Below are 14,640 nucleotides of genomic sequence, written 5' to 3'. Positions count from 1 at the left end.
TCCCCGTGCCGGCCTCCTCCAGCAGCGTCCGGATGCGCGCCGGCGGCAGCCGGCGGAACAACCGGTGCGTCCGGTTCCGGTCGAGCACCGCGACCTCCAGCTGCTCGGCCTCCAGATGCCGGTCGGCGTCCTGCCGTTCCAGCGCCCGTACGCCGAGCCGCAGCGCACGCGCCAGCGGCAGCCCTTCCTCGTAGTGCTCCTGCAGCGCCGCCGCGACCTGGTCGGCCTGACCGCCCATCGCGACGTAACCGTGCTCATCGGCGACCGACCCGTCGAACGTCAGCCGGTAGATCTGGTCCGAGGCGGCGTCCTCGCCCAGCTCCGCGACGACGAGCTCCACCTCGTACGGCTTGTTCATCTCGGTGAACACCGTGCCCAGCGTCGTCGCGTAGGCGTTCGCCAGACCCCGCGCGGTGACGTCACGGCGGTCGTACATGTACCCGTTGACGTCGGCGTAGCGCACGCCCGCCTGGCGGAGGTTCTCGAACTCGTTGTACTTGCCGACCGCGGCGAACGCCATCCGGTCGTAAATCTCGCTGATCTTGTGCAGCGCGCGGGACGGATTGTCCGCCACGAACAGGATGCCGTCGTCGTACTGCAGCACGACGACGCTGCGGCCGCGCGCGATGCCCTTACGCGCGTAGTCGGCCTTGTCCTTCATCTGCTGTTCGGGCGACACGTAGAACGGCATGGACACCGGTGGCGTTCCTTACTACTCGTTCACTACTCGAGATCGCGGACGTTACAGCAGCGGAGCCGACGGCCCGCCCGGCGAGCGCATCCGTCCCTCGACGACCCGCTCCGTCAGACCCCCGACCTCCTCGTCCGGCAACCGCCGGTACCCGTCGGCCGTGACCGCGGCGACCACCGGGAAGATCCGGCGGGTCAGGTCCGGGCCGCCGGTGGCCGAGTCGTCGTCCGCCGCATCGTAGAGGGCCTGGATCGAGGCGACGACCGCGTCCTCCTCGGACAGCTCCGGCCGGAACAGCTTCTTCAGCGCACCCTTCGCGAACACCGACCCCGAGCCGATGCTGTAGAAGTCCTGCTCCTCGTACCGCCCGCCGGCCGGGTCGTAGCTGAAGATCCGGCCGCGGTCCTCGTCCTCGTCGTAACCGGCGAACAGCGGCACGACCACGAGACCCTGCAGGGCCATGCCCAGGTTGCCGCGCACCATTGTGGCGAGCCGGTTGGCCTTGCCCTCCAGCGAGAGCGTACGGCCCTCCATCTTCTCGTAGTGCTCCAGCTCCACCTGGAACAGGCGCACCACCTCCAGGCCGATGCCCGCGGTGCCCGCGATCGCGACGGCGGAGTACTCGTCGGCGCGGTAGACCTTCTCGATGTCCCGCTGGGCGATCACGTTGCCCGCGGTGGCCCGCCGGTCGCCCGCCATCACCACACCACCCGGGAACGTGATCGCGACGATCGTCGTGCCGTGCGGGATCTTGTCCCCGGCCGACACCCCGGCCGGAAGCTCGCGCGACCCGGGCAGCAGTCCCGGCGAGTACGACGAGAGGAACTCGGTGAACGACGGGGGGCCCTGGCTCATGAACGCGCCCGGTAGACGCCCCGGCGCGGAACCTTGCGACGTCACACGACTCCTTCCAAAGGCAGCGGATGCGATGCGCCTCCGCAACTCAGACCCTACTGTCACTGTGACGTCAGGCGCATACCGGTGATCCCTGCCCTCGTCCGCCCAGGGCGAACCCGACCGGCTCAGTCAGCGGCCGTCAAGGCCCACTCCGGCGGCCCCAGCGGCTCCCGCGGCAACGCGCCGCGATCCGGAGACCCCGGGTCGCTCAGATCGAGTGCGGGAAACCGCTCCTCCGACGGCCCCGGCCCCACCACGGACACATCCGTCTCCCAGGGATCCTCCGAGTGCCCCTCCGCCATCGCGTGCAGGAGCGCCAGGTCGTCCATGCAGGCTCGCGCCAGGAGCCATCCCGGATCGACGACCTCCTCGGACCGCCGCGGGCGTACGACGGCCACCTCGAAACCGCCGTCCCCGGTCAGCCGGATCCCCGACAGCCCACCCGTCAGATACTCGATCGCCCGGCGGACGAGCCAGGGATCGTCCCGCAGTTGCCCCATCCCCGTGTTGCAGTCGCCGCACAGGACCCCCCGCACGGCCCCGGTGACGTGGTCGTGGTCGACGTGCGCCGGCTCCGCCGTCCGGCAGATCGGACAGATGCCGCCCTGGCTCTCGATCAGCCGCTCGACCTCATCCGCGCCGATCCCATACTTCTGCATCAGCCGGTAATGGCGGCGGCTTTTCGCGGCGCCTCTCGAGCGGCGCGCCGCCCGTCGCGGCCGCACGGGCTCGACCAGCCTGCCTTCGAGATAGTCGACGGCCCGACGCATGACGATGGCGTCATCCTTGAACTGGCCGAGCGCGCCGTTGCAGCTGAAACAGAGCATCCCCCGGACCTCTCCGGTGGCATGGTCGTGGTCAACGTGCAATGAGCGCCGGTGCAGGCAGATCAGGCAGAGATCCCCATGCCTCTGGGCGAGCTCATCGACTTCGCACTCGGTCATCCCATACCGACGCTGGAGGTGGTAGCTCCGCGTACTGCCGTGCTTCTTGGCCTTGATCTCGGCCATCGCCTTGTTATGGCAGCGACGGCAATAAGAAGCCAGCCCCGAGGGCTCCGCCCGATTACGGCCGAATTCGGAGATCGGTTTGATCTCTTTGCACACGGCGCAGTACTTCATGCCATCCGGAACGGCGGAATGCCGACGGTAGTCGCGCGCCGACTTTCCTTCCGCCGCCCGCCTTTTCCGATAAGCGGCGGCGTTGCGAAGGCCGAAGCACTCCTTACAGTACAGAGCCAGGCCGTCGGGCGACTGCTTCCGGCGCCAGAAATCTGCCGCCGGTTTGACCTCTCCGCAGTCTTTGCACCGTTTGCTCAGAGGGATTAAACCGGACATATCCCTCACTGGCCGCCTTTTTGCACGTAACTACGGACAAATTCCTCGGCGTTCTCTTCGAGGACCTCGTCGATTTCGTCCAGGATTGCGTCGACGTCGTCGGTGAGCTTCTCCTGGCGCTCCTGGACGTCCTCGCTGGGCGCGGTCTGGGTCTCGTCGACCTCGTCCTCGCGCCGGGTCGTCTGCCGCTGACCGCCGGTGTCCCTCGTTGCCATCGTGGTCCTCCCGTTCGTGCCGAGACCTCGACTCTATCGCCGACCACCGACGCGGAGTGGATCACTGAGCGTGCGCCACGCCGATCGGCGGTTGGTCTCCTGACGCCGTTATCGCCGGTCGCCATCTCCGCGAAACGGTCATACCCGTCACAACTGTGCAGCGATCACAGCGGCACCGGTCTCCACGGCCGCCCGTACGCGGGCCGAGGAGGGCGTACGAGCGGGCGTGCGGGTCACTCGCCGGTCAGGGCCGAGACGAGGTCGGAGGCGGTGCGGCAGCGGTCCAGGAGGGCGCCCACGTGCGCCCTGGTGCCGCGCAGCGGCTCCAGGGTGGGCACCCGCTGCAGCGACTCGCGACCCGGCACGTCGAAGATCACCGAGTCCCAGGACGCCGCCGCGACGGAGTCGGCGTACTGGCGCAGGCACCGGCCGCGGAAGTAGGCGCGGGTGTCCTCGGGCGGGTCCTCGATCGCCGCCACGATCTCGGCGTCGCTGACGACCCGCTCCATGCGCCCGCGCGCGGCGAGCCGGTTGTACAGACCGCGGTCGGGCCGGACGTCGGAGTACTGCAGGTCGACGAGCTGCAGCCGCGGGTGGGACCAGTCGAGCCCGTCGCGGGTGCGGTAGCCCTCGAGCAGCTCCAGCTTGGCGACCCAGTCGAGCTCGCGCGACAGCTGCATCGGGTCGTCACCGAGCCGCTGCAGGACCGACTCCCAGCGGTCGAGGACGTCCCTGGTCAGGTCGTCGGCGTCGCCGCCGAACCGGTCCTCGACGTACTTGCGGGACTGCTCGAGGTACTCCATCTGGAGCTGCACGGCGGTCATCTTGCGGCCGTCGCGCAGGGTGAGCAGGTGCTTGCAGCTGGGGTCGTGGGAGATCGCCCGCAGGGTGGCGACCGGCATGTCGACCGACAGGTCGACGGTGAGGAAGCCGTCCTCGATCATGGCGAGGACCAGGCCGGTCGTGCCGAGCTTGAGGTAGGTCGAGACCTCGCTCATGTTCGCGTCGCCGATGATGACGTGCAGCCGGCGGTACTTCTCCGGGTCGGCGTGCGGCTCGTCACGGGTGTTGATGATGGGGCGCTTGAGGGTGGTCTCGAGGCCCACCTCGACCTCGAAGAAGTCGGCCCGCTGGCTGATCTGGAAGCCGTCGCCGCGGCCGTCCACGCCGATGCCGACGCGGCCGGCGCCGCAGACCACCTGCCGGGTGACGAAGAACGGCGTGAGGTGCCGGACGATGTCGGAGAACGGGGTCTCCCGGCGCATCAGGTAGTTCTCGTGGCAGCCGTAGGAGGCGCCCTTGTTGTCGGTGTTGTTCTTGTACAGCTGGATCGGGTGGGTGCCCGGCACCCGGGCGGCGCGGGCGGCGGCGTCGGCCATGACGCGCTCTCCGGCCTTGTCCCAGATGACGGCGTCCCGGGGGTTGGTGCACTCGGGCGTGGAGTACTCCGGGTGCGCGTGGTCGACGTAGAGGCGGGCCCCGTTGGTCAGGATGACGTTGGCCAGGCCGAGGTCCTCGTCGGTCAGCTGTGTGGGGTCGGCGACCTCACGGGCCAGGTCGAAGCCGCGGGCGTCGCGCAGTGGGTTCTCCTCTTCGAAGTCCCACCGCGCCCGCCTGGCCTTCGCCGCCGACGCCGCGAGGTACGCATTGACGACCTGCGAGGAGGTCACCATCGCGTTGGCCCCTGGCTGACCGGGCACGGAAATGCCGTACTCGGTCTCGATCCCCATCACCCGCCGCACGCTCATAGGTCCGAGCCTAATGCTCGATGGCGGTGGTCCTGTGCGGCGCGGCGCGATCGTGATGCGAAACCGGTCACGGGAGGGGAGGCCGGATCCGGTCTCGGACGGCCTCGGCGCACCGTCGGGGCAATGGCGGATGCAGGGGGTGCCATGACTTCGGTCAAGCCGTGGTCATGGCGTGGTGAGGTCGTACGGCCGTTGTGGTCCGCGTCACAGCGCGGCCGGGCGTACGGAGCGAAGATCTCTTCGGAGAATGCCGCGCGGCGGCCGGAAACGGATTCCGGCCGCCGCGGGTTCCTCGTCGGTCAGAGGTACTGCCCGGTGTTCGCGACGGTGTCGATCGAGCGCCCGGCCTCGGTGCCCTGCTTGCCGGAGACGAGCGTGCGGATGTAGACGATCCGCTCGCCCTTCTTGCCGGAGATGCGGGCCCAGTCGTCGGGGTTGGTGGTGTTGGGCAGGTCCTCGTTCTCGCTGAACTCATCGACGCAGGCCGCGAGAAGGTGGGTCACCCTCATGCCCTTTTGCCCGCTGTCGAGGAAGTCCTTGATGGCCATCTTCTTGGCCCGGTCGACGATGTTCTGGATCATCGCGCCGGAGTTGAAGTCCTTGAAGTACAGGACCTCCTTGTCGCCGTTGGCGTAGGTGACCTCCAGGAAGCGGTTCTCCTCGGTCTCGCTGTACATCCGCTCGACGACGCGCTGGATCATCGCGTCGACGGTGGCCTCCGGAGAGCCGCCGTGCTCCTTCAGGTCGTCGGGGTGGAGCGGCAGGTCCGTGAGGATGTACTTGGAGAAGATGTCCTTGGCGGCCTCGGCGTCCGGACGCTCGATCTTGATCTTCACGTCGAGCCGGCCGGGGCGGAGGATCGCCGGGTCGATCATGTCCTCCCGGTTGGAGGCACCGATGACGATGACGTTCTCCAGGCCCTCGACGCCGTCGATCTCCGACAGCAGCTGGGGGACGATGGTGTTCTCGACGTCGGATGAGACACCGGATCCGCGGGTGCGGAAGATGGAGTCCATCTCGTCGAAGAACACGATCACGGGGGTACCCGCGGAGGCCTTCTCGCGGGCCCGCTGGAAGACCAGGCGAATGTGCCGCTCGGTCTCGCCGACGTACTTGTTGAGGAGCTCGGGGCCCTTGATGTTGAGGAAGAAGCTCTTCCCCTCGGCACCGGTCTTCTCGGCGACCTGCTTGGCGAGCGAGTTGGCGACCGCCTTGGCGATGAGGGTCTTGCCGCAGCCGGGCGGGCCGTACAGCAGGACGCCCTTCGGAGGACGGAGCTGGTGCTCGCGGAACAGGTCGGCGTGGAGGTAGGGCAGCTCGACGGCGTCGCGGATCTGCTCGATCTGCGGGCCGAGGCCGCCGATCTCCTGGTAGGAGATGTCGGGGACCTCTTCGAGGACGAGCTCCTCGACCTCCGCCTTGTGGATCTTCTCGTAGGCGTATCCGGATCGGGTGTCCAGCATGAGCGAGTCGCCGGCGCGCAGGGCGATCCCGCGCAGGGGCTCGGCCAGCTTGACGACGCGTTCTTCGTCGGCGTGGGCGATCACGAGGGCGCGTTCGCCGTCTTCGAAGGCCTCCTTCAGCATCACGACCTCGCCCTGCGTCTCGAACTCGAGAGCGGCGACGACGTTGAGCGCCTCGTTGAGCATGACCTCCTGGCCACGCTGCAACTCGTCGATCTCGATGCCCGGACTGACGTTCACCCGCAGCTTGCGGCCACCGGTGAAGATGTCGACCGTGCCGTCCTCGCGCGCGGCGAGGAACGTTCCGAAGGCCGACGGTGGCTGTGCGAGCCGGTCGACCTCCTCCTTGAGGGCGATGATCTGCTCTCGGGCTTCCTTGAGAGTCGCCACGAGACGTTCGTTCTGGCCCGTAACCGCGGCCAGACTTGCCTGCGCCTCGTGAAGGCGCTCTTCGAGTACACGAACTTGTCGGGGGGACTCCGCGAGCTTGCGGCGCAGCACGGAGATCTCCTCCTCCAGGAAGGAGACCTGCGTCTGGAGGTCGCGGACCTCCTTTTCGTGCTGCGCCTTACGCGCCCCGGCATCGTCACGAGCGGCCACGCTCGTCACCTCCTCAGGCAGAGACGACGACCTACCTGAAACCCTACCTATCCTGAGCGCCTCCGTAACCTGGCCCATGGGTACTCGTGTCGTGGCGTGGGAACCATGTTCAGGATGAAGTGGCAGGTCCCCGGGACGGAGGACCTTCGGCGGAACCCCCCGGCCGTCGAGAAAAAGATCGCTTCACGGCCTTGACGGCGCAAGTCCTGGCGTCCGGAGGGGGTCGTGCCGAGCGGAGAGATTCTCGTCACTCTCCGGACAGATCGGCTTCGGCCTCGGGTCGCTCAGTCGTCGTCTCGGTGGTCTCGCCGTAGGCGCCCTTGGCGGGGCGGCGGCGCCGCGCCGGGGGGCGTACGCCGTCGGCGAGCCGCCGGGCGGTGGCGAGGAAGCCGGTGTGGCCGACCATGCGATGGTCGGGGCGGACGGCGAGTCCTTCGACGTGCCAGGAGCGCACGAGCGTCTCGAAGGCGTACGGCTCGGCGAACGTGCCGTGCTCGCGCAGCGCCTCGACGACGCGGGACAACTGGGTCGTGGTCGCGACGTAGGCGCAGACCATGCCGCCGGGGACGAGGGCCTTGGCGACCGCGTCGAGGCATTCCCAGGGGGCGAGCATGTCGAGGACGACGCGATCGACGTCGGTGTCGGTCAGGGCGTCCTCGAGGGAGCCGACGGTCAGGCGCCAGGCGGGATGCGGGCCGCCGAAGTAGCCCTCGACGTTGGCGCGGGCGATCTCGGCGAAGTCCTCGCGGCGCTCGTAGGAGGAGACGACGCCGTGCTCGCCGACGGCGCGCAGGAGCCAGCAGCTGAGCGCCCCGGAGCCGGCGCCGGCCTCGACGACGCGCGCGCCGGGGAAGATGTCGGCGGCGGCGAGGATCTGGGCGGCGTCCTTGGGGTAGACGACGGCGGCGCCGCGCGGCATGCGGAGGGTGTGGTCGGCGAGGAGGGGGCGGAAGGCGAGGTACTCGGTGCCGCCGGAGGACCGGAAGACGCTGCCCTCGGGGCTGCCGATGATCTCGTCGTGCGGAATGGAGCCCTTGTGGCTGTGGTAGATCTTGCCGGGCTGGAGGGTGACGGTGTTGATGCGGCCCTTGGGGTCGGTCAGCTGAACCCGGTCGCCGGGACGGAACGGCCCGTGCGGGACCTTGGGCATGCGAGAACCGGCGGAGGAGGGTTCGGTCATGTTCTAAGGCTACGGCCTCGCGACGGTCCGGCTGACGTCCTCGGTGGCGAGCACGCCGTACATCTCCCCTGTGGGCTCCACGAGGAGGTACTCGGTGGCGGGGGTGCGCTGGAGCGCGGCCAGGAGGTCCTCGCCGGCCAGATCGGCGGGCAGGATCAGGCCGGGGTCGAGGGTGCGGGTGAGGGCCGAGGCGTCGACCCAGGGACGGCGGTTCTCCGGGGTGGCGTTGACGGCGCTCTCGCTCACGATGCCGACCGGGTCTCCCTCGTGTCCGACGACGACGATGGCGCCCGCGCGCGCCTCGCGGGCGCGGCGGATCGCCTCGGCGAGGGGCAGGTTCTGCGGGACGCGCACGGCCCGGCGGGCGAGGGCGCGGGCGTTGAGGAGGGGGATGCGCTCGCGGAGTACGGCGACCCGGATCGCCTCGCTGGCGCCCATCCAGATGAACGACGCCACGAGGGCGCCCCAGAGCACCGTGAGCCAGCGGCCTCCGCCGGTGACGGACATGGCGGCGCTGAGGGCGAGGACGGCGAGGGCGACGGCGCGGCCGATCCAGCCGGCGGTGACGGTGGCGGCGCGCTGGCGCCCGGTGAGCTTCCACACTCCGGCGCGGACGATCCGGCCGCCGTCGAGGGGCAGGCCGGGCAGGAGGTTGAAGACCCCGACGATGAGGTTGGCGACGGTGAGCGCCTCGACGAGCAGTTCGGCGACCGGGGGCAGGCCGACGAGGTGGAGGACGGCGTAGCCGGCGGCGGCGAGGGCGAGGGACAGCGCCGGGCCTGCCGCCGCGACGGCGAACTCGCGGCCGGGGGTGCGCGGCTCGCGCTCGATCTCGGAGACGCCCCCCAGCACGTGCAGGGTGATGGCGCGTACGGGCAGGCCGAAGCCGCGGGCGACGACGGAGTGGCTGAGTTCGTGGACCAGCACGGAGCCGTAGAGCAGCACGGCGTACAGGAAGGCGACGAGGTAGCTCTGCGGCCGGTCGACGATGCGCAGCGCGGTGGGTTCGAACATCACCGTGATGATGAGCGCGACGATGAACCAGGTGGGCGAGACGTACACCGGAATGCCGAACGGCCGTCCCATGAGGATGCCCGGGCGGTGGGAGGGGCCGCGGTCGCGGGGGGTGCTGTCTGCCACGTGGGGAATGGTACGCGTCTGGTCGTCAAGGCCGCCTAAGGGCGTCGGACGCCGTTCCCACGGATGGTCCCGCCACTGCTCGGCCGGCGATCGCCCGACGGTTCGGCCGGCGACCGGCCGCCGTTGCCGCAGGTGGCCGGCCGGTAGGTGGCCGGTCGGCCTGCGGTCGCGCCGATGCCGGACCGGCGTTTCCACCGGTGGCCGGCCGGCGGTTCCACCGGTCGGCGGCAGGTCGGCCGCCGGTGGGTCCCGGCTGGTGAGTTCCGGCTGGTGAGTTCCGGCTGGTGAGTCCCGGCTGGTGAGTCCCGGCTGGTGAGTCCCGGCTGGTGAGTCCCGGCTGGTGAGTCCCGGCTGGTGAGTCCCGGCGGTGGATCCCGGCCGGTGGGTGCCGGGCATGTTCCGGCGCGATTCTGTCGTCGGTCTCCCCTAGGGTTGCGGGCATGACGGCCATCGAGACCGGCGCGACGTCCCCGGACGGCGCCCGAGTGATCGGCACGTTGTCCCCGTCGCGGGCGGGCGATTTCATGACGTGCCCGTTGCTGTACCGCTTCCGGGTGATCGACCGGATCCCCGAGCGGCCGAGTCCGGCGGCCGTGCGCGGCACGCTCGTGCACGCGGTGCTGGAGCGGTTGTTCGACATCCCGGCGGCGCGGCGAACGCCGGCGACGGCGCTGGAGCTGCTGGGGCCCGAGTGGGACCGGCTGCTGACCGAGGAGCCGGAGCTCGCGGACCTGTTCGACGGCGAGGACGTCGAGACGGCGCGCGCCGAGTGGCTGGCCGAGGCGCGGGCGATGGTCGAGCGTTACTTCGTGCTGGAGGATCCGCGCCGGCTGGAGCCGGCGAGCCGTGAGCTGTACGTCGAGACGGTCCTGGACTCGGGGTTGCAGCTGCGCGGCTACATCGACCGGCTGGACGTCGCCCCGACCGGTGAGGTCCGGGTGGTGGACTACAAGACGGGCAAGGCGCCGAGGGCCGACTTCGAGGCGCGGGCGCTCTTCCAGATGAAGTTCTACGCGCTGGTGCTGTGGCGGCTGCGCGGCACGGTGCCCCGGCTGCTGCAGCTGATGTACCTCGGCAACGGCGAGGTGCTGCGCTACTCCCCCGACGAGGCCGACCTGCGCGCGACCGAGCGCAAGGTCGACGCGCTGTGGCAGGCGATCCGCCGGGCGATGGACTCCGGCGAGTGGCGGCCGCGCAAGAGCCGGCTGTGCGACTGGTGCGATCACCAGGAGCGCTGCCCGTCGTTCGGCGGAGAGCCGCCACCGCTGCCGGCCGTGGCCGGCGGGCCGGGACTGCCGCGGGAAGAGGTGTCGCCGCGGGATCCCCGCGACGACGTGTGAGCCCGGCCCCGCGACGGCGAGGCCAATCCGCGCACGACGTGTGAGCCCGGCCCCGCGACGGCGCGTGCGGCCGGTCGGCGCGACGGCGTGTGAGGCCGGTCGGCGCGACGACGTGGGCGGTCGGCCCGCGCGAGAAGTGCGGAAACCGGCTTCCGCGATGACGCGTGTGGGGGTCGGCGCGATGGCGTGTGAGGCGGGTCCACGCGACGGCGTGTGGACCGGTCCGGGCGGACGGCCGATGAGAGCCGCCGCCACCGGTGTGTGCGGACGAAAATGAGGTGACCGGGCGTCCGGCGACCGGCATGATCGGCTGATATGAGCCGGAACGAGACGCCGAGGTCACCGGGCGGACCCGCCCCGGACGTGTACATCTCGGCCGACGTGGAGGCCGACGGGCCGATCCCGGGCCCGTATTCCATGATCAGTTTCGGGCTGGCGGTGGCCGGGACGTACGACGGCCGGACGTTCACGCGGCGCGATCCGGAGGCGACGACGTTCTACGCCGAGCTGCGCCCGATCAGTGACGAGTACGACGCGGACGCGCTGGCGGTCAGCGGCCTGGACCGTGATCGGCTGCTGCGGGAGGGCCGGGATCCGGCGGAGGCCATGTCGGCGGCGGCCCGGTGGGTCGAGGCGGCCGGCCGGGCGGAGGGCGGCAAGCCGGTGTTCGCGGCGTATCCGCTGGGCTTCGACTGGATGTTCCTGTACTGGTACTTCGTACGGTTCGCCGAGACGGGGTCGCCGTTCGGGCACTCACGTTTCATCGACCTCAAGACGCTGTACGCCGCCAGGTCCGGGGAGACGGTGACCCGGTCGGTCAAGGGAAGGATGCCGCGTCACCTGCTGTCCCGTCGGCGGCACACGCACCACGCGCTGGACGACGCGGTCGAGCAGGCGGAGCTGCTGCAGAACCTGATGGCGTGGGACGGCGCCCCGGTCCGGTGACCTCCCGGCCGGACCGCACGGCGGACGTACCCCCACTCCGCCCCGCGTGCCCCCGGCCGGACCGCACGGCGGACGTAGGGACACGTCATGCGGTGATGTCCCGGCCGCACCCGCCGGTGACCTCATCCCCGAGGAGGAGACGGGATCCGCGCGCAGGAGGGGACCACATACCGTCACACGCCATAACGTGTGGGTGTGTCCGAGCTGATTCGTGGTCGCCGCGCGTGGCTGGAGGCGCATCCGGTCACGGCGGATGCGTTCATGGCCGTGCTCCTGACGGTGGCCTACCTGGCCGCGGTCGTGCTGCAGGGAGGCAACGGCGCTCCGGGGCCGGACGTCTTCAGCGTGGTGCTCAGCGGCGTCGCCCTGATGTCGCTCACGGCGCGGCGGCGCATGCCGGTCGGGGTGCTGGCGTTCGTCATGGCGGTCTGTGGAACGCTGACGGTGATGGGGTATGACGTGTCGGCGCCCGCCGTGGCCATGCTGATCGCGATCTACACCGTCGCGGCGCATCGGGGCATGGCGACCAGCCTGCCCGTCGGCGCGTTGACGCTGATGCTGTTCATCGGGCTGCTGATCGCGGCGGGCGCGGACTTCTGGCCGGCGGTGAGCAACACGGTCCTGTTCGTGGGCGTGTGGTGGCTGGGCCGGAGCCTGCGGCTGCGCCGGGCGTACCTGAACGAGCTGGAGGCCAGGGCGCGGCGGCTCGAGCGGGCGCGGGAGGCGGACGCGCGGGCGGCGCGTACGGAGGAGCGTTCGCGCATCGCGCGCGAGCTGCACGACGTGGTCGCCCACCACGTCAGCGTGATGACCGTTCAGGCCGGAGCGGCGCGGCGGATTCTGGAGCGCGATCCGGATGCCGTGCGCGACGCGCTCAGCACCATCGAGCAGATGGGGCGTACGGCTCTGGGCGAGATGAGGCGGCTGGTCGGGGTGCTGCGGACGGAGGCGGAGCCGGTGCGGGGTGAGCTGTCTCCGCAGCCGGGGGTGAACGACGTGGGCGAGCTGGTCGATCATCTGCGGGAGACGGGGCTGCAGGTGCAGTTGTGGATCGAGGGGGAGAGCCGGAACCTGTCTCCTGGCGTGGACCTGGCGGCGTTCCGCCTGATTCAGGAGGCGCTGACCAATACGCTGAAGCACGCGGGCCCGCAGGCGCGGGCCTGGGTGCGGATCCACTACGCGGACCGGCAGCTCATGGTTGAGGTCGAGGACGACGGCCGTGGACTGGCGGCCGGGCTGGGCCAGAACGGCAGCCGTGGGCATGGGCTGGTGGGCATGCGTGAGCGGGTCGCCCTCTATGGTGGCGATCTGCGGATCGGGCCGCGTTCCGGTGGTGGGTTCGAAGTCCGCGCCCGTTTCCCGTTGGAGGTCTAGGTGACGATCAGGGTGCTCCTCGTCGACGATCAGCCGCTGCTGCGCACCGGCTTCCGGCTCATCCTGGAGGGCGAGCCCGACATCGCGGTGGTGGGCGAGGCCGGCGACGGCGCCCAGGCCGTGGAGCTCACGCGGACGCTGCTGCCGGAGGTGGTCCTGATGGACATCCGGATGCCGGGCGTGGACGGGATCGAGGCGACGCGCCGGATCGTCCGGGAGGGCGCGGCGACCCACGATCCGCGGGTGCTGATCCTGACGACGTTCGACCTGGACGAGTACGTCGTCGAGGCGGTGCGGGCGGGGGCCAGCGGGTTCCTGCTGAAGGACGCGCCGCCGGAGGATCTGGTGACGGCGATCCGGATCGTGGCGGCCGGCGACGCGATCGTGGCGCCGAGCGTGACGCGGCGGCTGCTGGACAAGTTCGCGACGCGGCTGCCGGCCGTGCGGGAGACCGCGCCGCCGCGCGGGCTGCGGATGCTCACCGAGCGGGAGCTGGAGGTGCTGCGGCACGTCGCCCGCGGCCTGTCGAACGCCGAGATCGCGGCGGAGCTCGTCGTGAGCGAGACGACCGTGAAGACGCACGTGGGCAACCTCCTGGCCAAGCTCGGGCTCCGCGACCGGGTGCAGGCCGTCGTCTTCGCGTACGAGACGGGCCTCACCCAGCCGGGCCAGGGCTAGGCGCGCTCGCCCTCCCGGTTCCCCGGCGTCCGCGTTGTTCCTCCCCTGACGTCCGTCTCCTCGTCCCTGGGCGTTCTTCGTCTTCATCCCCGAGGAGGAGGCGGTCCGGGCGCTCCGTCTGCGGGGGGAAGCGGTCTCCGTTCGCTGGGCCGACGAAACGGCTCACTGCGGCTCCTAGTCTCATTCGGACAGAACACCGCAGGTGAGCAGGAGTTCCTTCCGTGACCGATACCCCCTCCCCCGTGACCGGCGATCCTTCCGCCCTCGTGACGGCCGCGCCGGCCGCGCGCGCCGATCGGATCGTCAAGGAGTACGGCCGGGGTGACGCGAAGGTCGTCGCGCTGAACGAGGTGTCGGTGGACCTCCCCGCCGGCCTGTTCACCGCGATCATGGGGCCGTCGGGCTCGGGCAAGTCGACGCTCATGCACTGCATGGCGGGCCTGGACTCGGTGGACTCCGGGCGGGTGTTCGTCGGCGACGTGGACCTGACGCGGCTGGACGACAAGCGGCTCACCCGGCTGCGGCGGGACCGGATCGGTTTCGTCTTCCAGGCGTTCAACCTGGTCCCGACGTTGACGGCGCTGGAGAACATCACGCTTCCGCTGGACATCGCCGGCCGTAGGCCGGACCAGGCGTGGCTGGACGCCGTCGTCGACTCGCTCGGGCTGCGCGAGCGGCTGTCGCACCGGCCGGGCGAGTTGTCCGGCGGCCAGCAGCAGCGGGTGGCGTGCGCCCGCGCGCTGGTGAGCCGCCCGGAGATCATCTTCGCGGACGAGCCGACCGGCAACCTGGACTCCCGGTCGGGCGCGGAGGTGCTGGCGTTCCTGCGCAACGCGGTGCGGGAGATGGGACAGACGGTCGTGATGGTGACGCACGACCCGGTGGCGGCCGCGTACGCGGATCTGGTGCTCTTCCTGGCCGACGGGCGGCTGGTGGACCGGATGTCGGATCCGACGGCCGAGAGCGTGCTGGAGCGCATGAAGGGTTTCGAGCTGCCGGGGGTCGGCTACCGGTGATGCTCAGGGTGACCGT

13 protein-coding genes are annotated in these 14,640 nt (G+C 70.5%); 5 read left to right on the top strand and 8 right to left on the bottom strand.

Annotated elements, in window-relative coordinates; genetic code table 11:
- The 8 genes from prcA to NDW01_RS41560 form a co-directional block, all read right to left on the bottom strand.
- The coding region (prcA, locus tag NDW01_RS41595; RefSeq protein WP_252830104.1) for a proteasome subunit alpha at positions 1–691 on the bottom strand (691 nt) is incomplete at its 3' end.
- A gap of 51 nt (positions 692–742) precedes the next feature.
- A complete protein-coding gene (gene prcB / locus NDW01_RS41590) occupies positions 743–1,546 on the bottom strand; it encodes a proteasome subunit beta (RefSeq protein WP_252830099.1) in 804 nt (267 codons plus the stop codon).
- A 167-nt stretch (positions 1,547–1,713) separates the two neighbouring features.
- Positions 1,714–2,694, bottom strand: coding sequence for an endonuclease VII domain-containing protein (locus NDW01_RS41585; protein ID WP_252830097.1), 981 nt, complete (start codon positions 2,692–2,694; stop codon positions 1,714–1,716).
- 236 nt (positions 2,695–2,930) lie between these two features.
- Entirely contained in the window at positions 2,931–3,140 is a 210-nt protein-coding gene (locus NDW01_RS41580; RefSeq protein WP_252830095.1) for a ubiquitin-like protein Pup, read from the bottom strand.
- A gap of 233 nt (positions 3,141–3,373) precedes the next feature.
- Positions 3,374–4,888: a depupylase/deamidase Dop gene (dop, locus tag NDW01_RS41575; RefSeq protein WP_256514446.1), complete on the bottom strand. Its 1,515-nt coding sequence runs from the start codon at positions 4,886–4,888 to the stop codon at positions 3,374–3,376.
- A 299-nt stretch (positions 4,889–5,187) separates the two neighbouring features.
- A complete protein-coding gene (gene arc, locus NDW01_RS41570; RefSeq protein ID WP_252830093.1) occupies positions 5,188–6,960 on the bottom strand; it encodes a proteasome ATPase in 1,773 nt (590 codons plus the stop codon).
- Between the two features lie 238 nt (positions 6,961–7,198).
- A complete protein-coding gene (locus tag NDW01_RS41565; RefSeq protein WP_252830091.1) occupies positions 7,199–8,131 on the bottom strand; it encodes a tRNA (adenine-N1)-methyltransferase in 933 nt (310 codons plus the stop codon).
- Positions 8,132–8,140: 9 nt separating this feature from the next.
- Positions 8,141–9,271 carry a site-2 protease family protein gene (locus NDW01_RS41560; RefSeq protein ID WP_308211885.1) on the bottom strand — a complete coding sequence of 377 codons (1,131 nt, stop codon included), beginning with the start codon at positions 9,269–9,271 and terminating at the stop codon, positions 8,141–8,143.
- Between the two features lie 440 nt (positions 9,272–9,711).
- Between NDW01_RS41560 and NDW01_RS41555 the strand changes: the two genes are divergently transcribed.
- From NDW01_RS41555 to NDW01_RS41535, 5 genes are all read left to right on the top strand, one after another.
- Positions 9,712–10,611 carry a RecB family exonuclease gene (locus NDW01_RS41555; protein ID WP_252783547.1) on the top strand — a complete coding sequence of 300 codons (900 nt, stop codon included), beginning with the start codon at positions 9,712–9,714 and terminating at the stop codon, positions 10,609–10,611.
- A 315-nt stretch (positions 10,612–10,926) separates the two neighbouring features.
- Complete coding sequence (locus NDW01_RS41550; protein WP_252830088.1) at positions 10,927–11,556, top strand: 3'-5' exonuclease; 630 nt, start codon at positions 10,927–10,929, stop codon at positions 11,554–11,556.
- A 195-nt stretch (positions 11,557–11,751) separates the two neighbouring features.
- Entirely contained in the window at positions 11,752–12,930 is a 1,179-nt protein-coding gene (locus NDW01_RS41545; protein WP_252830086.1) for a sensor histidine kinase, read from the top strand.
- Positions 12,931–13,608 carry a response regulator gene (locus NDW01_RS41540; RefSeq protein WP_252783550.1) on the top strand — a complete coding sequence of 226 codons (678 nt, stop codon included), beginning with the start codon at positions 12,931–12,933 and terminating at the stop codon, positions 13,606–13,608.
- A 221-nt stretch (positions 13,609–13,829) separates the two neighbouring features.
- Entirely contained in the window at positions 13,830–14,624 is a 795-nt protein-coding gene (locus NDW01_RS41535) for an ABC transporter ATP-binding protein (RefSeq protein WP_252830084.1), read from the top strand.
- Positions 14,625–14,640: the final 16 nt, after the last annotated feature.

Source organism: Actinoallomurus soli (genome assembly GCF_024055715.1).
Taxonomy (GTDB): domain Bacteria; phylum Actinomycetota; class Actinomycetes; order Streptosporangiales; family Streptosporangiaceae; genus Actinoallomurus; species Actinoallomurus soli.
Note: the sequence above shows the minus strand (reverse complement) of the source record. Positions and strands in the feature narration are given on the sequence as shown.